17 protein-coding genes and 2 pseudogenes are annotated in these 22,670 nt (G+C 71.1%); 11 read left to right on the forward strand and 8 right to left on the reverse strand.

Features of this window, described 5'->3' with window-relative positions; genetic code table 11:
* Positions 1-2 precede the first annotated feature (2 nt).
* From AB0C03_RS14860 to AB0C03_RS14900, 9 genes and pseudogenes are all read left to right on the forward strand, one after another.
* Positions 3-803, forward strand: coding sequence for a CpaE/TadZ family protein (locus AB0C03_RS14860; protein ID WP_030332279.1), 801 nt, complete (start codon positions 3-5; stop codon positions 801-803).
* Positions 793-2,328 (forward strand): TadA family conjugal transfer-associated ATPase, encoded by a 1,536-nt coding sequence (locus tag AB0C03_RS14865; RefSeq protein ID WP_357637110.1) that lies wholly within the window; start codon positions 793-795, stop codon positions 2,326-2,328. Before AB0C03_RS14860 ends, AB0C03_RS14865 begins: the two co-directional genes overlap by 11 nt.
* Positions 2,289-3,235 (forward strand): annotated as a pseudogene (locus AB0C03_RS14870) (type II secretion system F family protein). Before AB0C03_RS14865 ends, AB0C03_RS14870 begins: the two are co-directional and overlap by 40 nt.
* Before the next feature lie 43 nt (positions 3,236-3,278).
* Positions 3,279-4,151, forward strand: coding sequence for a type II secretion system F family protein (locus AB0C03_RS14875; RefSeq protein WP_357637115.1), 873 nt, complete (start codon positions 3,279-3,281; stop codon positions 4,149-4,151).
* Between the two features lie 25 nt (positions 4,152-4,176).
* Positions 4,177-4,380: a hypothetical protein gene (locus AB0C03_RS14880; RefSeq protein WP_030332273.1), complete on the forward strand. Its 204-nt coding sequence runs from the start codon at positions 4,177-4,179 to the stop codon at positions 4,378-4,380.
* A 17-nt stretch (positions 4,381-4,397) separates the two neighbouring features.
* Complete coding sequence (locus tag AB0C03_RS14885; RefSeq protein WP_030332271.1) at positions 4,398-4,829, forward strand: TadE/TadG family type IV pilus assembly protein; 432 nt, start codon at positions 4,398-4,400, stop codon at positions 4,827-4,829.
* A complete protein-coding gene (locus AB0C03_RS14890) occupies positions 4,826-5,293 on the forward strand; it encodes a TadE/TadG family type IV pilus assembly protein (RefSeq protein ID WP_030332270.1) in 468 nt (155 codons plus the stop codon). The genes AB0C03_RS14885 and AB0C03_RS14890 overlap by 4 nt, the downstream gene beginning before the upstream one ends.
* Complete coding sequence (locus AB0C03_RS14895; RefSeq protein ID WP_210859475.1) at positions 5,290-5,739, forward strand: pilus assembly protein TadG-related protein; 450 nt, start codon at positions 5,290-5,292, stop codon at positions 5,737-5,739. Before AB0C03_RS14890 ends, AB0C03_RS14895 begins: the two co-directional genes overlap by 4 nt.
* A gap of 14 nt (positions 5,740-5,753) precedes the next feature.
* Positions 5,754-6,821 (forward strand): annotated as a pseudogene (locus AB0C03_RS14900) (LysM peptidoglycan-binding domain-containing protein); the annotation flags it as partial.
* 824 nt (positions 6,822-7,645) lie between these two features.
* Here the strand turns inward: AB0C03_RS14900 and AB0C03_RS14905 are convergent.
* Positions 7,646-8,500, reverse strand: coding sequence for a Rieske (2Fe-2S) protein (locus tag AB0C03_RS14905; protein ID WP_030332264.1), 855 nt, complete (start codon positions 8,498-8,500; stop codon positions 7,646-7,648).
* A gap of 184 nt (positions 8,501-8,684) precedes the next feature.
* Here AB0C03_RS14905 and AB0C03_RS14910 point away from each other — a divergent pair, with 184 nt between their 5' ends.
* Entirely contained in the window at positions 8,685-9,485 is an 801-nt protein-coding gene (locus AB0C03_RS14910) for a crotonase/enoyl-CoA hydratase family protein (RefSeq protein ID WP_210859477.1), read from the forward strand.
* A 1-nt stretch (position 9,486) separates the two neighbouring features.
* On the opposite strand, the gene AB0C03_RS14915 is transcribed toward AB0C03_RS14910, so the two are convergent.
* The 7 genes from AB0C03_RS14915 to AB0C03_RS14945 all read right to left on the reverse strand — a co-directional run bounded on the left by AB0C03_RS14915 (position 9,487) and on the right by AB0C03_RS14945 (position 21,494).
* Positions 9,487-13,185, reverse strand: coding sequence for a discoidin domain-containing protein (locus tag AB0C03_RS14915; RefSeq protein ID WP_357637120.1), 3,699 nt, complete (start codon positions 13,183-13,185; stop codon positions 9,487-9,489).
* Between the two features lie 134 nt (positions 13,186-13,319).
* Complete coding sequence (locus AB0C03_RS14920; RefSeq protein WP_036411527.1) at positions 13,320-14,984, reverse strand: glycoside hydrolase family 13 protein; 1,665 nt, start codon at positions 14,982-14,984, stop codon at positions 13,320-13,322.
* A 101-nt stretch (positions 14,985-15,085) separates the two neighbouring features.
* The gene (locus AB0C03_RS14925; protein ID WP_210858185.1) at positions 15,086-15,973 is read right to left on the reverse strand and encodes a carbohydrate ABC transporter permease; all 888 of its coding nucleotides are present in this window, start codon (positions 15,971-15,973) and stop codon (positions 15,086-15,088) included.
* 11 nt (positions 15,974-15,984) lie between these two features.
* Positions 15,985-16,941 carry a carbohydrate ABC transporter permease gene (locus AB0C03_RS14930; RefSeq protein ID WP_030332254.1) on the reverse strand — a complete coding sequence of 319 codons (957 nt, stop codon included), beginning with the start codon at positions 16,939-16,941 and terminating at the stop codon, positions 15,985-15,987.
* An 86-nt stretch (positions 16,942-17,027) separates the two neighbouring features.
* On the reverse strand, positions 17,028-18,407 hold the full coding sequence (locus AB0C03_RS14935) for an ABC transporter substrate-binding protein (protein ID WP_030332252.1): 1,380 nt from the start codon (positions 18,405-18,407) through the stop codon (positions 17,028-17,030).
* A 348-nt stretch (positions 18,408-18,755) separates the two neighbouring features.
* A complete protein-coding gene (locus AB0C03_RS14940) occupies positions 18,756-19,760 on the reverse strand; it encodes a LacI family DNA-binding transcriptional regulator (RefSeq protein WP_030332250.1) in 1,005 nt (334 codons plus the stop codon).
* Between the two features lie 258 nt (positions 19,761-20,018).
* Complete coding sequence (locus AB0C03_RS14945; protein ID WP_081883834.1) at positions 20,019-21,494, reverse strand: dihydrolipoyl dehydrogenase family protein; 1,476 nt, start codon at positions 21,492-21,494, stop codon at positions 20,019-20,021.
* A gap of 92 nt (positions 21,495-21,586) precedes the next feature.
* On the opposite strand from AB0C03_RS14945, the gene AB0C03_RS14950 reads away from it, so the two are divergent.
* Entirely contained in the window at positions 21,587-22,663 is a 1,077-nt protein-coding gene (locus AB0C03_RS14950) for a serine hydrolase domain-containing protein (protein ID WP_357637127.1), read from the forward strand.
* Positions 22,664-22,670 lie beyond the last annotated feature (7 nt).

A 22,670-nucleotide genomic window follows, 5' to 3' on the forward strand; every position in this document is an offset into this window, starting at 1 on the left:
GCATGGCGATCATCGCGCTGGTGTCCGCGAAGGGCTCACCCGGCGTCACCACCTCGGCGCTGGCCTGCGCGCTGGCCTGGCACCGACGGCTGGTGGTCGCCGAATGTGACCCGGCCGGCGGCTCGATCCTCGCCGGCTACCTCGGCGGCCAACTGGACGGCCCACGCGGCATCGGCGAGCTGGCCGTCGGGGAGCTGCGCGACGGCAACCTGGAGACCGGGTTCTGGTCGCAGCTGGTCGACCTGGACGCGCCCCACCGGGAACGGCTGCTGCTGCCCGGCCTCGTCGACCCCGCCCAGAGCGGCAGCGTCACCCCGCTCTGGCAGCGCTTCGCCGACTACTTCGACGCCCTCGACCGCGGCACACCCGGCTACGACGTGCTTGTCGACTGTGGCCGGTTGCACGTGACCGGGCCGCCGTGGCCGGTGTTGCGGGCCGCGTCGGTGGTGCTGTTGGTGACCCGGGCGCACCTGCCGGACCTCTCCGGCACCCGCGCGGTGGTCACCACCATCGAACGGGACTTCGCCGAGCACCGGGTGGCCCCCGGCACCCTGCGGCTGCTGCTGGTCGGCGACGGTCACGGGCGGGCCGAGATCAGCCGGGCGCTGAAGCTGCCGGTGATCGCACGGCTGCCGCACGATCCGCGTACCGCCCGGGTGCTCGCCCTGGGCGGGACCGTGCGCGCCGGTCGGCCGCTGATGCGCGCGGCGGCCGCGCTGGAGGTCCCGATCGGGGCGCTCCTGGAGCGGCGACGGGCCCGCCTGGCGTGGCCCGTGCAGCAGGGGGTGCCGGATGCGGTTTGAGCCGGTCTCCACCGATCCGCGCCAGCAGCCACCCGGCGTGACCTCGACCGCGCCGCCACTGGCCGTGCCGAACGGCCGGCACCACCAGTCCGTGCCGCAGCCGATGCCCGCGGTCACCGCGCCGCCGGAGCCGCCGCCCCGGCCGCGAATGGACTTCCAGGTGGTCCGGGAGCTGCGCCGGGAACTCACCGAACGGCTCACCCTCTGGCAGCGCGGCCGGGAGTTCACCGTCGACGAGGAGGACACCGAGCGGGCCCGCCTCGCTGTCACCGTCGTCGCCGCGTACGCGGACTCGGTGCGCCGGGCCGGTACGCCGATGGCCGCCAGCGAGGAACGTCTGCTGCTCGACCAGGTGACCGCCGAGTTGGTCGGGCTCGGCCGGCTACAGACCCTGCTTGTCGACGACACCATCGAGGAGGTGCACATCCTCGGCTGCGACCAGGTACGCATCACCCGGCACGGCGGTGGGGTGGACTGGGCCGAGCCGATCGCCGACAGCGACGCCGAACTGGTGGAGATCCTCCAGGCGGCGGCCCGGCGGGCGGGCGCGACCGAGCGCTCCCTGTCCACAGTGAAGCCGACCCTCGACCTGCAACTGCCCGACGGCAGCCGGTTGGCAGCGGTGTTCCTGGTCAGCCACCGCCCGTACGCGGTGATCCGCAAGCACAACACCCTGGACGTGAGCCTCGACGACATCGCGGGCGCCCGCAACGACCTGGACGAGATGATCGACCCGCTGCTGCGCGACTTTCTCCGCGCGGCCATGCGCGCCGGTCTGAACATCATGGTCGCCGGGTTGGCCGGTGCCGGAAAGACCACTGTCATCAGGGCGCTGATGAACGAGATCCCACCCGACGAGCCGTACGTGCTGCTGGAGGAGAGTCGGGAGCTGCTCCCGGCCCGCCGCCGGGAACGGCACCGGGCGGTGATGAGCTTCGAGGCCCGGGAGGGCCACGGCGAACGCGGCTTCGACGGCCGCCCGGCCGGTGAGGTGACCATCGCCGACCTGATCCCGCTGTCGCTGCGGATGGGCGTCCTGCGGATCATCGTGGGTGAGGTGCGGTCCCGGGAGATCGTGCCGATGCTCCAGGCGATGACCACCAGCCGGGGGTCGATGTGCACCATCCACGCCCGTACCGCGGCGGGTGTGGGTGAACGGATCGTCGAGCTGGCGTTGGCGCACGGCCGGGAGATGACAGTCGACCAGGCCCGCCGGATGGCCGGCAACGCGCTCGACCTGATCGTCTACGTCACCGTCGAGGACGAGACCGCGATCGGTGGGCGCAAACACCGGTTCGTCTCTCATGTGGAGGAGGTGATCGGGGCCGGCGAAGCCGGTCGGATCACCACCACCACGGTCTTCGGGCCCGGCCCGGACGGTCGTGCGGTCCCCCGGCACCTGCCGGAGCGGGTCCGTGACCAGTTGCTGCGGGTGGGTTACGACGCGCGGCTGCTGACCCGGTGGGTCGAGGCCGGTGCCGGCGCGTGGCGGCGGCCCCGGCAGACCCGACTGGCCCGGCGGTGACCTGATGCTCGGCAGCCTGGAACTGATCGCGGTGATCTCCGGGGCCGCCTGTGTGGCCGGGTTGCTGCTGGTCGTGGTCGCGCTGGTCGGCACCCGCCGGCCGCCCGGGCCGACCCCGGGCGGCGGCCCGGGGCTGAGCCGACTGTGGCGGGGGCCGGGCAGCACTCCGGCCGAGCAGCGGGCCTACCAGGCGCTGCTGGTCGCCGCGGTGGCCGCCGGCGCGCTGGCGTTCCTGTTGACCGGTCTGCCGGTGGTGGGCCTGCTGGTGGCGGTGGCGGTGCCCGGCACCCCGTGGCTGTTCGGGGTGGGCAAGGCCGAACAGCGGGCGATCGCCCGGATCGAGGCGGTCGGCGAGTGGACCCGCCGACTCAAGGACGTCTCCGGCACCGGGCAGGGTCTCCAGCAGTCGATCATCGGCACGATCGGCAGCGTGCCACCCGGCATCGAGGACGAGGTACGGCTGCTCGCCGCCCGTCTACAGGCCGGCTGGCTGGCCCGTTCCGCGCTGCTGGCGTTCGCCGACGAGATCGCCGACCCGGTCTGCGACCAGGTGGTGGCGGCGCTGATCCTGCACCTGTCGGACCGGGGTGAGCGGCTGGGTGACGTGCTCGGTTCGATCGCCGGCGCGGCGTCCGCCGAGGTGGCGACCCGTCGGGAGATCGAGGCAAAGCGCACGCAGCCCCGGTTCGCGGTCCGCTTCCTCACCGGAATGACCCTGGCGACCCTGGCGTACGGGCTGATCAACATCGAGTACATCAAGCCGTACGGCACGCCGGTGGGTCAGCTGGTGATGGCCGCCCTCGGTGCCGCGTTCATCGGCCTGCTGGCCTGGGTGCGGTCGATGAGCCAGCCGCGACGTCCGGCCCGGTTCCTGCCGGCGCCCGACCCGGCCGAGGTGATCGCGTGAGGGCGCAGCGGAGCCCGGCGGTCGCGAACGAAAGGCGGCTCCCGTGGTCCTGAACTGGCAGTTGGCCGTCGCGGTCTGCGGTGGCGCCGGGATCGGTCTGGGTGTTTTCCTGGTGGTCCGGGAGCTGGTGCCGGCGACACCGGCGCTCGGGCCGGCGCTGCGCCGGCTACACCAGCCACCGGGCACCGGCCGGGTCGCCACGCCCGCGTCCCGGCGGCTCGACTCGCTGACCGGGTTGTCCCGCTGGTTGCGACCGCCGCAGCGGCAGCTGGCCCTGATTGGTCAGACGCCCGAGCAGTACGCGCTGTCGGTGCTGCTCTCCACGCTGATCGGGCTGGCCACGCCGACGCTGCTCGGGGTGACGCTGTGGGCGCTCGGCGTCTCGTTCCCGCTGGTGGTGCCGGTGCTCGGCAGCCTGGGCCTGGCGCTGCTGGGCGGTCTGCTGGCGCACCGGGCGGTGCTGACCAAGGCGGATGCCGCCCGTGACGAGTTCCGCCAGGCCGTCTGCACCTACCTCGACCTGGTGGCGTTGCAGCTCTCGGCGGCGCACGGGCCGGTGCAGTCGCTGGAGCGGGCGGCGGCGGTCTGTGACGGCTGGGTGTTCGACCGGCTGCAGGAGTCGCTGCGGATCGCCCAGATGCAGATGCACGCGCCCTGGGACGAACTCCGCGACCTCGCCGACAAGGTCGGCATTCCGGAGTTGGGGGACGTCGGCGCGATCATGCGCTCGTCCGGCAGCGAGGGCGCGCAGGTGCACGAGACGCTGCGCAGTCGGGCCGACTCGCTGCGCGACCAGATCCGCACCGACAACCTCACCCGCGCCGAGGGGGTGACCAGCAAGCTCGACATCCCGGGCGCGCTGCTCGTCTTCGTGCTGCTCGGGTTCGTCCTCTATCCGTTCATCACCCGTGTCTGACCCCACCCCCTTGAAGGAGAACGCGATGTCCATCCTCAGCTATCTGCACGTCGTGCTGACGACGCGCCTGGCCGAGTTGCGCCGCGACGGTGAGCGGGGCGACAGCCCGGTGCCCACCGCGGTGATCATCGCCGGCCTGGTCGCCGTCGCCATGGCTGTCACCGCGTTGGCGCTGACCAAGGCCAACGACTGGATGACCAAGATCCCGGGCTACTCGCCCCCGAAGTAGCCGGCGTGAGTCGAGCAATGTCGTCGAGGTGGAGCCGGGCGGTCACCGCCGCCCGGCACCCTCTCGCGGCCGACGACCGTGAGCGGGGGGCCAACCCGGTGGAGCTTGCCGTGATGATGCCGCTGATCCTGGTGCTGCTCTTCGCCTCGATCCAGGTCGCGGCCGTCTTCCTGGCCCGCTCCACCGCGTTGAACGCGGCGCAGAGTGGCGTCAACGCGCAGCGGACCTATGAGGCGCCCGACGGCGCCGGGGTGGAGAGCGCCTCCCGCTTCCTGCGAGCCGCCGGTGGCTGGCTGGTGGGCTGGGACAAGGCCGGCCCGACCTGCGTGACCAGCCCGACCGAGGTGACCTGCACGGTGAGCGGCCGCTCGCTGTCCGTGGTGCCCGGCGTGGACTTCGCGATACAGCAGACCGCCCACGGCACGGTGGAGAGGGTGACCCCGCCATGACCCGGGCCGCCGAGCGGGGCTCGGTCTCCATCGAGGTGGCGGTGCTGGCGCCCGCGTTCATCGCGCTGATGGTGCTGGCCGGCGTGGTCGGGCGCAGCGCGGTGGCGGCGGAGGCGCTCGACGCGGCCGCGCACGACGCCGCCCGGGCGGCCTCGATCTCCCGCAGTTCCGCCACCGCCAAAACGGCGGCGTTGGAGGCCGCCCGGAAACAGCTGGACTGGCACGGCCTGGCCTGCGCCAACGACCTGGAGCCGACGTTCACCGGCTCGATCGCCGGCAAGGACTCCGGGTTCGACGACGCCTTCAGCAGCTCGGTCGGTACGGACGCCACGGTGACGGTGACGATCAGCTGCCGGGTGTCCTTCCGGGACATCACCCTCGACATCCTGCCTGGGATGACGAGTGAACGGCTGATCACCGGGCAGTTCACCTCCCCGCTCGACCGTTACCGGAGTCGGCGATGACGGCCACCACGTCGGCCGCCGGGCCCGCGCGGGCCGGTGAGCACGGCCGGGTGAGCATCTTTCTCGCGGTGACGATGATCGGCGTACTGGCCATCATCGGTCTCTCCTTCGACGGCGCCGGTCAGCTCCGCACCCTGCAACGGGCTCAGAACCTGGCCGCCGAGGCGGCTCGGGCCGGCGGTCAGGCCATCGACCGGGCCACCGCCATCGAGGGCGGCCCGAAACGGATCGACCAGCCGCAGGCACGCGTGGCGGTCGCCGACTACCTGGCTGCCGCGAAGGCCGCCGGCCACACCGTGAGCTTTCCCGAGGTCGACGGGGAGATCCTGATCCGGGTGACCGTCTCCATCACCTACCACCGCTCGATGCTCGGACCGTTCGTCCAGGACAAGACGGTCACCGTCACCGGCGAGGCGACCGCACGTGCCATCACCGCAGCACCGTAGGAAGGAAGGCAGCCATGCCCGTATCGGGTGGGTCCGTGGTACGGCGGACCGGACGAATCCTCACCGGCATCGGCGCACTGGCCGTGCTCCTGGTGCTGCTGGTCGGCGCGCCGATCGCGTTGCTCGCCTTCGCCGGTAACCCCCTGCCCGATCACCTGCCCACCCTCGGGGAGGTGGGAACCGCGCTGACCAGCCGGGACGACGGCCAGCTCTTCCTGCGGGCGTTGGCCGTTGCGGGTTGGTTCGGCTGGGCCACGTTCGCCTTCTCCGTCCTCGTCGAGCTGGGCGCGCAGACCCTGCGCCGGCCGGCGCCGAAGCTGCCCGGAATGGGCCGCCAGCAGAAGGCCGCCGCCGCGCTGGTCGGCTCGGTGGCGCTGATCCTGGTGGCGAGCCCGGCCGCCGCCAGCGCCGCGGCGGTCTATGGAGCTCCGGCGTACGCGAATCCGGGCGCACCGGCCGTCACCACGCTGGCCGCGCCGACCCGCGCCGCGACGACACCGGACACTGCCGCGCCGGTGGCCCAGGGCGGGCTGCTCGGCCTGGCCGGGGCAGGGCTCGCCGCACCCGGCGGCCCGGCGGCGACCGACGAGGCCGCACCGGTGTACCGGGTGGCGCGGGGCGACTACCTCGGGGAGGTGGCCGAGCGGTACCTGGACGAGTTCGGCGACTACCGGCAGCTCGCCAAGCTCAACAAGCTCGACGACCCGGACCGGATCCGCCCCGGCCAACTACTCCGACTGCCCACCGAGGCCACCGACCAGGGGGCCCGGCAGCACGCCACCGGCCGGCTCGTCGACCGGCCCACGGCGCCGAAGCCGCCCGCGCCCCGGCCAGCACCCGAGCAGGCCGCACCCCCGCGGGTGACCCCGGCACCACCCAGCGGTACGCAGTCGACGGGCCAGCCGCCCGCGATGACGGTCGGCGCGGCCCGGGCCGGTGACGTCGATCGGGTGAACCGCCCGCTGGCGGTCTCCGCCGTACTGGCCGTGGCGAGCATCGTCGGCGCCCAGATCGGCGCGGTGCTGGGGCTGCGCCGCCGCCCGGCCACCGCAGCCGGCGCTCCCCGGCTGGCCGCTCCCTCCCGCAGACCCCGAGGCGGCGCGGCCCGGAGCAGCAGCGGCGGGGCGGGCCGGAACACTGGCGGGGCGGGCCGGAGCGGCGATGGGGCAGGGCTGAGCACTGGCGGGGCGGGCCGGCCGACCAGTGGTGGGGCGGCCGGTAGCGGGGCCGCGTGGGCTGCCAGCCGGGCGGCGGCCATCGAGGGCCCCTCGACACCGACCGGTGGCGCGGCACCGGGCGGGAACGATCTCGCACTTCGCGGCACCGGGATGACGCCTAATGGCAGCGGCGTCGCACCTACCGGCAGCGGCACGGCACCCGCCGGCGGCGGCACGGCATCCTCCCGCGGCGGCGCGGCACCCGCCGGCGGCGGAATGGCTACCGACGGCGCTGGCGAGTGGAGTGGCGACGACGGCTGGGCCGGCGCCGGTGCCGAAGGCGGGCTGTTCAACGGTGAGCACGGGTTGGATTCCGTACCGGACGGACCGCCGGTCGGCCGCCACCGACGCAGCTGAGGAGATCGACCCGCGCGACGCTGTCGCACGGCTGGCCCTGTTCAGGCTCCGCGTCTGGTGCGGGGGTGTGCCGCCTGGCCACGGCGACCGGCCAGCACGGTGGCGACGGTCTGGTCACCCGGCCGCAGCGGGAGCGCCCCGAGGCAATTCCTCGGGAAGCGAGATGCCTGTGAGTCATAAAGATGACCCACAGGCATCGGCGTCGAGCGTGTCATTGCCTCCGGGGTCGCCACGGAGTGTTACCAGGTGCGCCGACGTGTCGCGGCCGGCCCGCTCCATGGGGTCCGTGCACAAGCATCGCCGCCGACCAGAGCAGCGGTCGCGGCCGATGGTCAGGGCAGGCGGGTCTGGAGCACGCCGTTCTGGATCCGGGTGGGCAGGACCTGCTGGTCGTTGCCGGACGGCCCCTGCACTACCTCGCCGCCGTTGAGCCGGAACGCGCTGCCGTGCCACGGGCAGACCACACAGGCGTGACCGTCGATCTCCTGCACTTCGCCCTCGCCGAGCGGCCCGCTCTGGTGCGGGCAGCGCTCCAACATCACCGTCACCTCGTCACCGTGCCGGTAGAGGATCACCGAGATGTTGTCGTCCACCTCCCGGGTGATCAGGGTGCGCTGCGGCAACGTCGCCATGTCGGCCAACGAGTGCCAACCGTCGGTCATCCGGTGCAGCTCGGAGATGCTCTGGTTGACCTGCGCCCCCTGCTTGTACGCGAGGTGACCCCCGATGTACGCCCCCAGGCTCACGGTGGAGAGCCCGAGGAAGCCGAGCGCGCGGCCCATCCCGTGGCGGCCGGACATCCGAGCGGCCAGCGAGCCGGCGTAGATCGCCATGCCGACGGTGTTGGCGGCGGCGTGCACCAGGCCGACCCGACGCTGGTCCCGGGCGAGCGCCGCCCAGTCGTTCAGACCGGCGACGGCCGCTGGCAGCGCGCTGACCGTGCCCAGACCGACCAGCACGGCGGCCGGCCGGCGCTGCCCGGGCATGAGGTCCAGCACCGCGGCGCTGATCCACGCACCGACCGGCACCTGCACCATCGCCGGGTGCAGCGGGTGTCCGAGGGTCACCCCGTGCAGCAGATCGCGCAGCCGGCGCGGACGCAGGGTCCCCAGGACGACCTTCTGCAACCGGTCACCCGCGCCATCCAGCCGGGAGTCCTGCTCAACTTTCGTCAATAGTGCTCGCACGAGTACCGACTTCCCGGCGATCGTCGTCGCAAACCGGTCGGCGGCGACAAACCTGCCGCACCCCCACGCCGCCGATCGCGCAGGCCCTGCGCCGAGGGTCCGGGGCACAATCCGCATAACGCCACCCGGAAGTGCAAGATCGACGGGGATTGTGGGGGTGCGGCGGGCCGGGCATGCTGGCGGGATGGGTGTGCGGGTGGAGCGGCGTGGACCGGTCAGCACAGTGGTGCTGGATCGGCCGGCGACTCGGAACGCCGTCGACGGTCCCACCGCGCGGTCGCTGGCGGACGCGTTCCGGGCCTTCGAGGCCGACCCGGACTCGGCGGTGGCGGTGCTCTGGGGTGCCGGGGGCACGTTCTGCTCCGGTGCCGACCTCACGGCGATCGGCACGCCGAGCGGCAATCGGGTGGAGCCGGAGGGGGACGGCCCGATGGGTCCGACCCGGATGACGCTCAGCAAACCGGTGATCGCGGCGATCTCCGGGTACGCGGTGGCCGGCGGCCTGGAGTTGGCGCTCTGGTGTGACCTGCGGGTCGCCGAGTCCGATGCGACCCTCGGGGTGTTCTGCCGCCGCTGGGGAGTGCCGTTGATCGACGGCGGCACCGTCCGGCTGCCCCGGTTGATCGGCGAGAGCCGGGCGATGGACCTGATCCTCACCGGCCGCCCGGTGCCGGCCGACGAGGCGTACACGATGGGGTTGGTCAACCGGGTGGTGCCACCCGGCCAGGCGCGGGCGGCGGCCGAGGAGTTGGCGGCGTCGATCGCCCGGCACCCGCAGACCTGCCTGCGCAACGACCGGGCCGCGGTGCTGGCCGGCGCGGGGCGGCCGGAGCCGGAGGCGCTGGCGACCGAGTTGGCGTACGGGATGGACTCGCTGGCGGCGGACGCGCTGGCCGGTGCGGCCCGGTTTGCCGCCGGCGCGGGCCGGCACGGCACGACGCCGCCGGAAGAGGGGACCCTCCCGACGGCGTCGACCACGCGCTAGCTCAGTTGCGGTTGATGGTGAAGGTTGTCGTGGTGTTGCGGATGTCCTGGTAGTTGTTGGTCAGCCGCAGGTTGGTGAAGGTGACCGAGCCGACCGCCGGGCCCTGACCGGGTTCCGGCATCTCGTTGGCCCAGATCGCGAAGCCGGACTTCGCGTCGTACGCGTCACCGCTCTTGCGGACGCCGCTGATCGAGACGTTGGTGAAGACCGTGTCGGTGATCGGGTTCTCCGGCTGCGACCCGTTGTACTTGGTCTGGAACATGATCCCGGTGTACGTCGGGTCGACGATGTCCACGTCGGACACCCGGATGCCGCGGAACTCCTTGGATGCGGAGAAGACCCAGATCGCGGGGAACGTCTGGGAGCCCCAGAAGTGTCCGCCGGCTCTGACGATCGAGATGTTCTGGAACTGGGTGGGCGGGCTGGCCCCGAACCCGATGAACGGGTAGCCGAAGTCCAGCGAGCTGATGGTGATCCCGGAGTACGTCAACATGTCCGCGATGTAGAGGTTGCGGAAGATGTTGTTGTAGCCGCCGTAGACCGCCAACCCGGCCGCCCGCCACGTCAGCGTGGCCGTCAGGTTCTCGAACACGTTGCCGTTGTTGCCGACCGAGGCACCCTGGTCGGTCGCCGAGAAGAGAGCGAACGCGTCATCGCCGTTCGACCGCCCCTCGGTGTTGGTGATCAGGTTGTTGGTGCTCCCGTTGGTCAGGTTCACCCCGTCGGCGAAGGTGTTGCGGAAGCGGCTGTTCTTGATGGTGAGCCCGCTGACGCTCACCCCCCAGTACGCGCAGACGGTGTGCTCGACCCAGACACTGTCCAGGGTCATGTTGTCGACGTCCTTCAGCTCACCCCACACCTTGCCCGGCCCGTCGATCCGGTTGGTGTAGTTGCCGAAGAAGGCCAGGTGCGAGAAGGACGACCCGCTGGCCGAGGACTCCACCCGGAAGCCCGCGTCGGTGTTCTGCTGGCCGGTCGGCGTCTGGAAGCGGGTGTACCACATGCCCGCGCCCGTCACGGTGATCGGCTTGCCGTACACCTGGAACTTCTGGGCGGTCTCGTAGGTGCCGGCCGGCAGGTAGACGCCGACCAGGTTGCCGGTGGTGTCCATCCGGACCGCGTCCAGCGCGTTCTGCACGTCCTGGTGGCTGAAGCCGGACGGCACCCGGTAACGGGCCGGGTCCGGGTTGGCCCGGGGTGCGACCAGCTCCAGGTTGACGAAGTCGATCGCGTACGTGGTGGTGTTGGCCGGGTCCTTCTGCAGACGGATCCTGCTGCCGGCCGGGATGGTCGAGTTCAGCATCACGTTCGCCTCGTCGTACAGGTGGCGAGGCGGGCCGGCACTCGGCGAGTCACTCGGGCTGGCCTCCGCGCCGTACAACCAGATGTGCTTGGAGGTCAGGTTGATCGGCTTGTGGAGGGTGCCGTTGACGTAGATGTTGAGCGTCGAGTCGATCCCGCCGCCGCCCGGTGCGTCGGGAATCGAGAAGCGGGTGACCAGGGTGTTGGTCGCCGCCCGGGTGGTCCACTCGACGTACGCGCCGGTGCTGTTCAGGGTGACCGCCCGACGCCCGGACGCCTCACCGCCGAGGTTGCCGATGTCCCGGTTCGGGCCGACCTGCCCGGCGCCGCCGCCGGTGGTGCCATCCTCGGCCTCGTACATGTCGTAGCCGAGGTTCGCGCCGCGCCCCACGAAGAGCGGGCGGTCGGTGGTGTTGTTGGTCTGCTTGACCGGCAGTTCGTTGCCGTCCACGGCGAGCACCACCCGGACGGTGTACTTGCCGTTCGCGGCGGTCCAGGTGCCCAGGTTGACCGGTCCGACCGTCGCACCGGCGTTGATCACGCCGGAGTAGGAGCCGGTCAGGGTCCGGACGGCGGTGCCGGACTCGTTGAGCACGGTGAGCGTGATGCCGTGCGCGCCCGACGCGGACGCCTGGTTGCCGGCGTTGCGGATCGACACGGAGAAGGTGACGGTGCTGCCCGGCGGCGGGTTGCCCGGCGACCAGTCGACGGCCGAGGCGACCAGGTCGGAGCTGGCCACCGCACCGACCACCAGCGGGCTGGGGTTGGAGTAGCTGTTGTTGGTGTCGTCGGACTCGACGACGGTGTTCGACTCGTCGACCTTCGCGCTCAGCGGGTAGCTGCCCGAGTCGCGGGTGCCGATGCTGGCGCTGACAGTCGTCGACGCGCCGGCCGCGAGGCTGCCGACCGATGCGGTGCCGACCCGGGTGGCGCCCAGGTAGAAGTTGACGTTCGTCGCCCCGGAGGCCGCCGAACCGGCGTTGCGCACCGTCGCGGAGAGCGTGATGGTGCTGGTCTCCACGGGGGCGGACGGGCTGAAGGACATGCCGGTGACGGTCAGGTCCGGGTTCGGCGCGGGGGTGCCGAAGACCTGGAACTCGGCCACCTGCCCGGCCGGTGCGCCGGTGTTCGAGGCGATCGAGAGCCGTACGTCGGCGGCCGCGCCGGAGACCGGGATGGTCACCGTGTTGCCGCTGCCCGGGTTGAAGGTGTAGTTCGCCGCGCCGACCAGTGTGGTGAAGGACGACGAGGCCTGGTCCCGGCCGAGCACCGTGATGTTCTGGGTACGCGTGCCCCACGCCGAGTCCGGGTTGAGCTTCAGCACGATCTGGCTGAGGCTGGCGTTCGCGCCGAGCTGCACGGTCAGCGTGCTCGGGTTGCCGTTGCCCTCCCAGTAGGTGGCCACGTTGTTGTCGTTGGCGTTGGTGGCCACGAACGTGTGCACGAACCCGGAGGCGGTGATCGGCTTACCGACCGCCAGGTTGCTCCCGGTCGGTGGGGTGCCGGTGCCGGTCCGGGTCACGGTGTTGCTGTTCGCCGACTGGTTGCCGGCCGCGTCCTTGGCCCGCACGTAGTACGAGACGGTGGCGCTGTCCGCCTGGTTGTCGGTGTACGTCACTGTCGAGCCGTTGACGCTGCCGCGCAGCGCGCCGTTGGCGTAGATGTCGTAGCCCGTCACAGCGACGTTGTCGGTCGACGCCGACCAGGTGAGCCGGATCTGCCCGCTGGCCGGCTGGGTGTACGCCAGGTTGCCCGGGACGCTCGGGGCCTGGGTGTCGGTGCTGCCGGTGGCGCCGTACACCTCCACCTCGGAGAACTGCGCGGCCGGCCAGCCGGTGTTGCCGGTGACCTGCACGCGTACGTAGCGGGTGCTGGCGGCGGTGAAGCTGACGGTGGCGGTGTTGCCGCTGCTCGGATTGAACGTGTAGCCGGCGGACGCCTTCAGGGTGGTGAAGGACGAGCCGTTGGTCGAGCCCAGCACCGACAGGGTCTGCGTGCGGGTCTGCCAGTCCGACGAGGGCGGCAGTTTCAGCACCACCCGGTCCACGGTGACGGTGGCGCCCAGGTCCGCCTGGATCCACTGCGGGAACGCGTTGTTGGCGCTTTCCCAGTAGGTCGAGGCGTTGCCGTCGTTGGCGTTGACCGCGACGTAGTTCTGGTTGTAGCTGCTGGCGGTCATGGTCGCGGAAAGGCCGGCGAGCATGGCCACGCGAGCGGCTGCGGCGGAGGGGTCGGCCTTCGGTGCCGCGCTGGCCGTGGGGGTGACGACCGGCGCGGTGACGAGAAGCATTCCGGCGAGCGCACCGGCGAGCAGCCGTCGACCGGTGCGGGTGGTGGCGGGGACGGGGTGGGGCGGGCCGCTCTGCGGCGTGCCTCGTGTGGTGCCAGTTCTGGACATGGGTCGCTACACCTCTTTCGGGGGTGGGTGTCGGTGCGTTGCCCGTCGACGGGTGCGGGGGTACGCCCGTCGCTCCTCCTTCCTGGGGTGAGGTGGTGCCGGCGGCAGGGACGGGGCCGCCGGCACCGAGGCGGTCAGGTCTGGTCGGCTCCCTTCGCCGCGCGCGGCCCGTCCGCCACGTCGGGGGTACGCAGCCAGACCGCTGTGTCGCAGGGCAGCAGCCCTTCGTCGAGCGGCCCGCTGGCCAGCAGCAACTCCGCTTCGGCGGGCAACGGCACGGCCGTGTCGGAGAGGTTGACCAGGCAGGTGAAGCCACCACCGCGGCTGAACGCGAGCACCCCGTCCGGGGCCGGCAGCCAGGTGAGCGTGCCGTCACCGAGCGCCGGTTCGGCCCGCCGCGCCTGGATCGCCGCCCGGTACAGCTCCAGCATCGAGGCCGAGTCGCCGGTCTGCGCGCGGGCCGTGCGGTCCTTCCAGTCCGCCGGCTGCGGCAGCCACGGCGCGGCGGCACCCTCGGGGCTGAACTCGAACGGCGGCTCGTCCCCGGCCCAGGGCAGCGGCACGCGGCAGCCGTCCCGACCGGGGTCGATCCGGCCGGACCGTTCCCACATCGGGTCCTGGCGCAGCGCGTACGGGATGTCCTCGACCTCGTAGAGGCCCAACTCCTCGCCCTGGTAGACGTAGGCGGCACCGGGCAGCGACAGGGAGAGCAGCGCGGCGGCCCGGGCCCGGCGGGTGCCCAGCTCCAGGTCGGTGGGGATGCCCTCGCGTTTGGCAGCGAAGCTGAACCGGGTGTCCGCCCGGCCGTAGCGGGTGACGTGCCGGGTGACGTCGTGGTTCGAGAGCACCCAGGTGGCCGGCGCGCCGACCGGCGCGTGCGCGCTCAACGTCCCGTCGATGCTCTCCCGCAGCGCCGCGGCGTCCCACGCGCAGCCGAGAAAGTCGAAGTTGAACGCGGCGTGCAGCTCGTCCGGGCGCAGGTAGTTGGCGAACCGCTGCCGGTCCGGCAGCCACACCTCACCGATCAGCGCCCGGTCGGGGTACTCGTCGGCGACCCGACGCCAGCCCCGGTAGATGTCGTGCACCCCGTCGAGGTCGTGGAACGGGTGCGGCTGGTCCGGTCGGACCTCGGGCAGCGTCCCGTCCTTGACCAGGAGCCCGGCCGAGTCGATCCGGATGCCGTCCACGCCCCTGTCGAACCAGAACCGCAGGATGTCCTCGAACTCCTCCCGCACCCGGGGGTGGTCCCAGTTGAAGTCCGGCTGCTGCGGGGCGAACAGGTGCAGGTACCAGTCGCCGGGGGTGCCGTCCGGGTTGGTGGTGCGGGTCCAGGTCTCGCCGCCGAACTCGCCGACCCAGTCGGTGGGTCGTTCGTCGCCGTTGGGTCCCCGGCCGGGCCGGAACCAGAACAGGTCCCGTTCGGGTGCCCCCGGCCCGCCGGCGAGCGCGGCCTGGAACCACGGGTGCGCGTCCGAGCAGTGGTTCGGCACCACGTCGACGATGGTCCGGATGCCCAGCTCGTGCGCCTCCGCGATCAGCGCCTCCGCCTCGGCCAGGGTGCCGAAGACCGGGTCGATGTCGCGGTAGTCGGAGACGTCGTAGCCGGCGTCGGCCATCGGGGACGGGTACCAGGGACTGAACCAGATCGCGTCGACGCCGAGCGCGGACAGGTGGTTGAGCCGGGACCGGATGCCGGCGATGTCGCCGATGCCGTCGCCGTTGCCGTCGGCGAAGCTCCGGGGATACACCTGGTAGATCACCGCTCCCCGCCACCACGGACTTCTGTCAGCTGTGGACACGAGCACCTGCTTTCTGCGTCAGTACGTCGGCGTGTTCGCCGGACCTGGTCATGTGTCGGGCGAACGGTCGTCGTTCGCCGCGCGGAGGGATCCGGTGATGGCTATCCCTTGATGCTGCCCGTGGTCAGACCGGACATGATGTTGCGTTGGAAGATCAGGAAGATGATGACCGTGGGGATCGCGGCGATGACCGACGCGGCGATCACCACGTTCATCGGCGTACCGCCGGCGAAGGCGTAGATGCCGACGCTGACCGTCCGGGTCTCGGGCGAGGGCATGACCAGCTTCGGCCAGAGGAAGTCCTTCCAGACCGCCGTCACCGCGAAGATCGACACTACGCCGAGGATGGGACGCGACAGCGGCAGGATGATGGACCACAGGGTGCGCAGCGACGTCGCCCCGTCCATCAGGGCGGCCGCCATCAACTCCTCCGGGATCGAGTCGAAGAACCGCTTCAGCAGGAAGATGTTGAACGCGTTGGCGACCAGTGGCAGCCAGATGGCGAACGGTGAGTCGAGCAGGTTGATGTGCACGATCGGCAGGTCGATCACCGTCACGTACTGCGGGACGATGAGGACCATCGCCGGGATCATCAGCGTCCCCAGCATCAGGGCGAGGATCACGTTGCCGAAGATCGGCCGGAGCTTGGACAACGAGTACGCGGCGGCGGTGTCGAGGACGAGCTGGAACAGCACCGCGCCGATCGCGTAGTAGAAGGTGTTGAAGAGCAGCTTGGCGAGGTCCAGGTTGTTCCACGCGTCGATGTAGTTCTGCGGCTGCGGGTCCTTCGGGAACAGCGAGGGCGGAGTCTGGGCGATCTCCTGGCCGGACTTGAGCGCGCCGGTGACCATCCAGTAGAGCGGCCCGAGGAAGACGAGCGTGAACCCCGCCACGACGACGACCAGCAGCGTCCAGTAGATGATCCGGCCACGCCCCCGGCTGATCTGGGTCTGGGAGATGAGGGTCCGGGTTGCGGAGTCCTGTGCCATTCCTCGCCGTCCTAGTCCTGTTTCGCAGTCAGCCGCACGTACACGGCGGAGAAGCCGGCCAGCACCACGAGCATGATCACGCCCAGGGCGGCGGCGCCGTTGAGGTCGTTCTGGAAGAACCCGTGCTGGTAGATGAGGTACGCCACCGAGGTAGCCGAGTCCTCCGCGCCCGCGCCGTTGGCGAGGATCAGGGGCTCGATGAAGAGCTGCATCGTGGCGACGATCTGCAACATCGCCAGGAGCGCGAGGATCAACCGGGTCTGCGGGATGGTCACGTGACGGATCCGCCGCCAGATTCCGGCGCCGTCGAGTTCGGCGGCCTCGTAGAGCTCGCCGGGAATGTTCTGCAGCGACGCCAGGTAGATGAGCACCGCGCCGCCCATGTTCATCCAGGTCGACGCGACCACCATCGCCGGCATGGTCATCTCGGGCGACTGCATCCACTGCGAGGTGGGCAGGTGCAACGCCTTGAGGATCGCGTTGAAGAGCCCCGCCTCGCTGGGGTCGTACGCGTAGAACTTGAAGAGGAACAGCGCGGAGGCCGGCGGCAGCATCACCGGCAGGTACACCAGGATCCGCAGGTAGCCCTTGCCGTGGCGGAACTCGTTGAGCAGGATCGCCACGAAGAACGGCACCGCGTACCCGAGGACGAGCGCCAGCCCGGTGAAGTAGAACGTGTTCTTCCACGCGGGCCAGAAGCTCGGGTCGGCGATGAGACGGGTGTAGTTGTCCCAGCCCACCCAGGTGGTCTCGCCGCGCCGGGTCCGCTGGAAGCTCATGACGATGCCGCGGACCATCGGGTACCAGGAGAAGACGACGAAGCAGAGCACCGCACCGATCAGGAACGCGTGCCCGGTGAGGTTGTCCCGTACCTTGCGGCCGAGGCCCGTGCGCTGCGGCCTCGCCGAGTACGGCGACGGCGGACGGCCCGGTTTCCTGGGGGTCTCCGGGACGGTGGTGATCGCCAAGGCAACTCCTGGGTGAGTCGGTGACGTCGAGGCGTGGTGCGAGTGGCGTGGGGGTCGGGTCGGCGTCCCGACCCCCACACGAGCGGTCAGCTCTCGGCGGCGAGGAGCTGGTTGACCTTCTCCTCGGCGGTCTTGAGCAGGGCGTCGATGTTCGAGTTCGGGTTGGTCAGCACACCCGACATCGCGGCGTCGAGCACCGCATAGATGGCCTGGGCGTTGCGCGGCTCACCCTTGATCGGGACCGGGGTCGCCTCGAAGAGCGCGAAGTTCGCCGTGTCGACGTTCGCGTTCGCCTTGCGCAGCTCCAGCTCCTGCTTCTGCGCGTCGCTGCCGTTGGCGAAGAGCAGCGGCTGGGGCAGACCCACCGGGTAGTTCTGCGGCTTGGCCCGGACGTAGTCGAACTGGCCCTTGCCCGGGGTGAGCTTCTGGTACGCGATCCACTTCAGACCGGCCTTGACCTGCTCGGGAGTGAGGTCCTTCTTGAAGAAGTAACCCTCGCCACCACCGAGGGTCCCCTTCGCCGCACCGTCCTGGCCGGGCAGCGGAGCCATCGCCCAGTCCTGGAACTTGCCCTGGAACTGGCTGACGATCGCCTGGGTGGCGTCTGGCGCGCCGATGAACATGCCGACCTTGCCCGCGCCGGCGTTCGTCAGCAGGTCGCCCCACTGGAGCAGCTGACGGGCGCCCATGCTGTTGTCGCCGTACCGCATGTCCTTGAGGTTCTGCAGGACCTGCTTGCCCATCGGGTTGTTGAAGTCGGCCTTCTTGCCGTCCTCGCTGAGCACCCGGCCGCCCTGCGAGTAGAGCAGGGAGGTGAAGTGCCAGCCGCCGGTGTTGCCGGCGCTGTACTCGGAGTAGCCGGCGATGCCGTTGCCGAGCGCGGAGATCTTCTTGGCGGCGGCCCGGACGTCGGCCCAGGTCTTGGGCGGGTTGTTCACGTCCAGCCCGGCCTGCTGGAACAGGACCTTGTTGTAGACCAGGCCCATCGAGTAGTTCTTCACCGGAACGGCGTAGAGCTTGCCGCCGTCGCTGAAGACCTCCTTGAGCGCCGGGTCGACGCTGTCCCAGGTCGGAATCGCGTCCTTGTTGACGTGCTGGCTGATGTCCATCGCCTGACCGGAGTCGAGCACCTGCTGGAGGTCGGTCATGTACCCGTAGAACACGTCGGTCACGGTGCCGCCGGCCAGACGGGCGGTGAAGTCCGGCGGGTTGTTGCACTGCTCGCCAACGCTGACGCTCTTGATGACGATGTCCGGGTTCTGCTTCTGGAACTCGGCGACGTCGTCGTTCCAGTTCTTCAGCAGCTCTTTCTGGGCACCGACCGGCTGGCAGTCCACCGTGATGGTGACCTTGCCGCCGGCGGTCGCGCCCTTGTCGTCACTCTTCGTGGAGCACGCCGTGAGGCTGAGCCCCAGGCCGGCCACGAGCGCGACCGCCGCAGCCTTTCGGTATTGCGGTACGGACATCTGTCCATCCCTTCGGGAACGGGTGTCTCCAATGACCTTCGCTGATCTGCGGTGATACGACCTGACGCCCAGTAGCTGCGTCGGAGCCAGGTGTGAGTGGAGTCACTGTAGCGAGACCGACTCATTCCAGCAAGGTTTCGATCGTGTTCTGAAAGGACACGACTTACTAACGACAGATGCCGACGGAACACTGGAACTGCCCTGACTTGGTGGCTTTTGGACAGTTATGGACGGGCGGCGGTTCGGACCCGGCCGACGCGGTTCCGGCAACGACGAAAGGCCGCCGACCGCGCGAGGCGATCGACGGCCGAAGCGTCGTTTCAGCGGGGGCGGATCACCCCGGGTCGGTCAGCGACGAGGGGCGGGAGCGGTGGAGCCGCGTACCACCAGCTCGGGCTCGAACAGCAGCTCGTCCTGCAACACGCCGGCACCCTCGATCTGGGTGACCAGCAGATCCACGGCGGCCTGCCCCATCGTCTCGATCGGCTGCCGCACCGTGGTCAACGGCGGGTCGGTGCACGTCATGAACGCGGAGTCGTCGAAGCCCACCACCGACACGTCGGCCGGCACCGAACGGCCCAGCCGCCGGGCCGCGCGGATCGTGCCCAACGCCAGGACGTCGCTGGCGCAGATGATGCCGGTCACGCCCCGCTCGACCAACTTCGTCGCGGCGACCCGCGCCCCCTCCATCGAGAAGCTGGAGCGCTCGACGCACTCAGCGTCGCCCTCGCCCCAGCCCGCAGCCTGGATCATCGCGTCGAGCTTGCGCCGGGACGGCACATGCCCTTCCGGGCCGAGCACCATGCCGATCCGCTCGTGCCCGAGCGAGCGCAGGTGCCCGTACGCCTGCTCCACCGCCACCGCGTCGTCGGTGGAGACCCGGGGGAACCCCAGCTCGTCGACACCTGCGTTGACCAGCACGACCGGAAGCCCTCGGTCGGTCAGCCGGCGGTAGTGGTCGTGCCGGGCGTCGGCGAGCGCGTACGAACCACCAGCGAAGATCACCCCGGAGACCTGGTGGTCGAGGAGCATCTCCACGTAGTCCATTTCGGAGACGCCGCCGATGGTGCGGGCACAGAGCGCCGGGGTGTAGCCGCGCTGGGCGAGCGTGCCGGTGACGACCTCCGCCAGCGCCGGGAAGATCGGGTTCTGCAACTCCGGCAGCACCAACCCGACCAGCCGGGCGCGTTCGCCACGCAACTTGGTCGGCCGCTCGTAACCGAGCACGTCCAGCGCCGTCAGCACGGCCGTCCGGGTCGCCTCGGAGACGCCGTCCCGGCCGTTGAGCACCCGGCTGACGGTGGCCTCGCTGACGCCCGCCTTCTTGGCAACTTCTGTCAACCGCTTGGTCACGGCCGCAATCGTACGTCACCTGCATGAAAGAAATGAACAGCAAACTGCGCCGCGCTTGCTGGCCGGCTGCTCGCGCGTGCGGCGCATGCCTCCGACGGCCGATCGGGTACGGGTCGCCACGTCGACGGCCGGCAAGGTCACGCTCGATCCAGGATGTACTGGCAACGGAACGCCGGGATGCCCACTACATCCTGGATGTTGCGCGATCTTGCGGGGTGCGGGGCAGGGGCGCGGAGCGGCGCACACCCGGGCAGGGGGTCAGGACAGATCGCGCAGGGCGGACTCGATGGCCCGGTGGAAGGTCGGGTACGCGTAAATCATGTGCCGGAGCTGACTCAGCGGCACCGCCGCGTGCACCGCCACCACCAGTGCGGACAGCACCTCACCGCCGGCCGGGCCGACCGAGGTGCCACCGATCAGCACGCCCTGGTCGGCGTCCGCGATGAGCTTGATGAAACCGTCGTCGCCGACCCGATGGATCCAACCTCGGGTCGAGCTGCCGAGTTTGGTGAAGCCCACCTGCACGTTGATGCCGCGCTCACGGGCCTGCTGCTCGGTGAGCCCGACCGCACCGATCTCGGGGTCGGTGAACGTCACCCGGGGCAGCGCGCGGTAGTCGGCTCGCGGGACGGTGCCGGCCGATCCGCTCGAACCGCTGGCGGCCAGTGCGCTGGACGCGCCCATCGCTCCGCCGACCACGCTGGAGGTGCCGCTGGCGTCCGCCCCGGCCTTCGCCTTCCGAGCGTGGGCCAGGACGTCCGCGATCACGATCCCCGCCTGGTACATGGCGATGTGGGTGAAGGCGCCCTCGCCGGTCAGGTCGCCGACCGCCCAGACATGCTCGGTGACGTGCAGACGGTCGTCGACCGGCAGGAACCGCTGGCTGGCGTCCAGCCCGACCGTGTCCAGACCCAGCTCGGCCAGGTGGGCCTTGCGCCCGGTCACCACCAGCAGCCGGTCGGCGGTGAACTCCGCGCCGCCCTCACCCCGCAGTGTGAACCGGGTCCCGTCGTGCTCGACCCGTTCGGCGCGTACCCCGGTGTGGATCTCCACGCCGTCGGCGCGCAGCGCCGCGGCGGCGACCTCGGACGCCTCGGGCTCCTCGATGGCCAGCACCCGGTCGAGCGCCTCGACCACTGTGACCCGGACCCCGAAGCGGGCGAAGACCTGCGCCAACTCCAGACCGATGGCGCCGCCGCCGAGCACGAGCAGCGACTCCGGCAGCTCCTCGACCTCGATCGCCTGGTGGTTGGTCCAGTACGGCGTGTCGGCCAGGCCGTCGATCGGCGGCACCGACGGACGGGTACCGGTGCCCAGCACCACCCCGTACCGGGCCTCGAACACCTGGTCACCGACGCGGACCCGGCGCGGACCGTCGAGCCGCCCGCTGCCCCGCACGAGCCGGCCGCCCTTGCCGATGAACCGCTCGGCCGCGACCGTGTCGTCCCAGGTGTCGGTGGCTTCCTCGCGGATCCGCTTCGCCACCGGCGCCCAGTCCGGCTGGACCTGCGCCGTCCCGGCGAGCCCGTCGACCCGGCGGGCCTCGGCGAGCGCGTTGGCCGCCCTGATCATCATCTTGCTCGGGATGCAGCCCCAGTACGGGCACTCCCCGCCGACGAGATCCCGTTCGACGCCGACGACGCTCAGGCCGGCCTCGGCGAGCCGTTCGGCCACCTCCTCGCCGCCGACTCCGAGCCCGACCACGACCACATCAACCAGCTCCGGCTCCGCCACACCAAACAGCATCCCCCGGCGACACCACCCCGGCCACCGAGGTCGGCGGAAAAGCCGGCACGCGCACCGGCCCGGACGCCTACCGTGACCGGATGCACACACGCTTCGCTCCGGTCCGGGACCACTTCCACGACCTGCTCGCCTCCGGACGGGAGACCGGGGCCGCCCTGACCATCTGGTACGACGGGCAGCCGGTCGTGGACCTGGTCGGCGGCTCGCGCGGCGGCCACCGGCCGGGCGCCGCGCCGTGGCTGCCGGACACGCTGGTCAACGTCTACTCGGTCGGCAAGCCGGTGGCCGCGCTCTGCCTGCTGCTGCTCGTCGACCGGGGAACTGTCGACCTCGACTCACCGATGGACCGGTACTGGCCGGAGTTCCGTACTCCCGCCACAGTGCGGCAGGTGTTGTCGCACACCGCCGGGCTGCCGGCCTTCCCGGTGCCCCGACCGGCCACCGCGATCGCCGACTGGGCGCTGCTCACCGGTGACCTGGCCGCCGCCGACCCCGAATGGTCACCGGGCTCGGTCGCCGGGGAACACGCCTGGACGTACGGGCATCTGGTGGGCGAGCTGGTCCGCCGGGTCGACGGACGGTCGGTGGGCCGGTTCCTGGCCGAGGAGATCGCGGACCCCTGGCAGCTCGACCTCGGCTTCGGGCTGGCCGAGGCGGACCAGCTGCGCTGCGCTGACCTGCGGTACGGCGACCCGCAGTGGCCCGCTCGGAAGCTCGGCGAACCGCTGTCACTGCGGGCGCGGGCGCTGGGCAACCCGGCCGGCGGGCTGGACCTCGCCGTGCTGAACAGCCCGCTGTGGCGGGGCGCCGAGATGCCCGCGGTCAACCTGCACGCCACCGCGCCCAGCCTGGCCCGGCTCTACGCCGGGCTGTTGGCCGGCGGTGTCCTGGACGGTGTCCGGCTGGTCAGCCCGGCGCTGATCGCGGAGACCACCCGGGTCCAGTACGACGGGCCGGACCTGGTGCTGGACCGCCCGGTCCAGTGGACGTTGGGCATGCAACGCGAGCCGGACGGCAGCTGGGGCATGGGCGGCATCGGCGGCAGCAGCGCGTGGGCCGACCCGGAGCGCGGCTACACCTTCGCGTACGCCACCGCGCACCTCGCCGAACACGACCGGGTGGACGAGCTGGTCGAGGCGTTGCACTCGGTGCTCTGACGTGGTG

Source organism: Micromonospora parva (assembly GCF_040649675.1).
GTDB classification, from domain to species: domain Bacteria; phylum Actinomycetota; class Actinomycetes; order Mycobacteriales; family Micromonosporaceae; genus Micromonospora; species Micromonospora parva.

What these genes read in the sequence shown, in the direction of transcription:
- AB0C03_RS14950 (WP_357637127.1), top strand. Translation starts at nt 21,587, where the DNA reads ATGCACACACGCTTCGCTCCGGTCCGGGACCACTTCCACGACCTGCTC.
- AB0C03_RS14885 (WP_030332271.1), top strand. Translation starts at nt 4,398, where the DNA reads ATGTCGTCGAGGTGGAGCCGGGCGGTCACCGCCGCCCGGCACCCTCTC.
- AB0C03_RS14935 (WP_030332252.1), bottom strand. Translation starts at nt 18,407, where the DNA reads ATGTCCGTACCGCAATACCGAAAGGCTGCGGCGGTCGCGCTCGTGGCC.
- AB0C03_RS14890 (WP_030332270.1), top strand. Translation starts at nt 4,826, where the DNA reads ATGACCCGGGCCGCCGAGCGGGGCTCGGTCTCCATCGAGGTGGCGGTG.
- AB0C03_RS14880 (WP_030332273.1), top strand. Translation starts at nt 4,177, where the DNA reads ATGTCCATCCTCAGCTATCTGCACGTCGTGCTGACGACGCGCCTGGCC.
- AB0C03_RS14865 (WP_357637110.1), top strand. Translation starts at nt 793, where the DNA reads ATGCGGTTTGAGCCGGTCTCCACCGATCCGCGCCAGCAGCCACCCGGC.
- AB0C03_RS14915 (WP_357637120.1), bottom strand. Translation starts at nt 13,185, where the DNA reads ATGTCCAGAACTGGCACCACACGAGGCACGCCGCAGAGCGGCCCGCCC.
- AB0C03_RS14860 (WP_030332279.1), top strand. Translation starts at nt 3, where the DNA reads ATGGCGATCATCGCGCTGGTGTCCGCGAAGGGCTCACCCGGCGTCACC.
- AB0C03_RS14910 (WP_210859477.1), top strand. Translation starts at nt 8,685, where the DNA reads ATGGGTGTGCGGGTGGAGCGGCGTGGACCGGTCAGCACAGTGGTGCTG.
- AB0C03_RS14925 (WP_210858185.1), bottom strand. Translation starts at nt 15,973, where the DNA reads ATGGCACAGGACTCCGCAACCCGGACCCTCATCTCCCAGACCCAGATC.
- AB0C03_RS14895 (WP_210859475.1), top strand. Translation starts at nt 5,290, where the DNA reads ATGACGGCCACCACGTCGGCCGCCGGGCCCGCGCGGGCCGGTGAGCAC.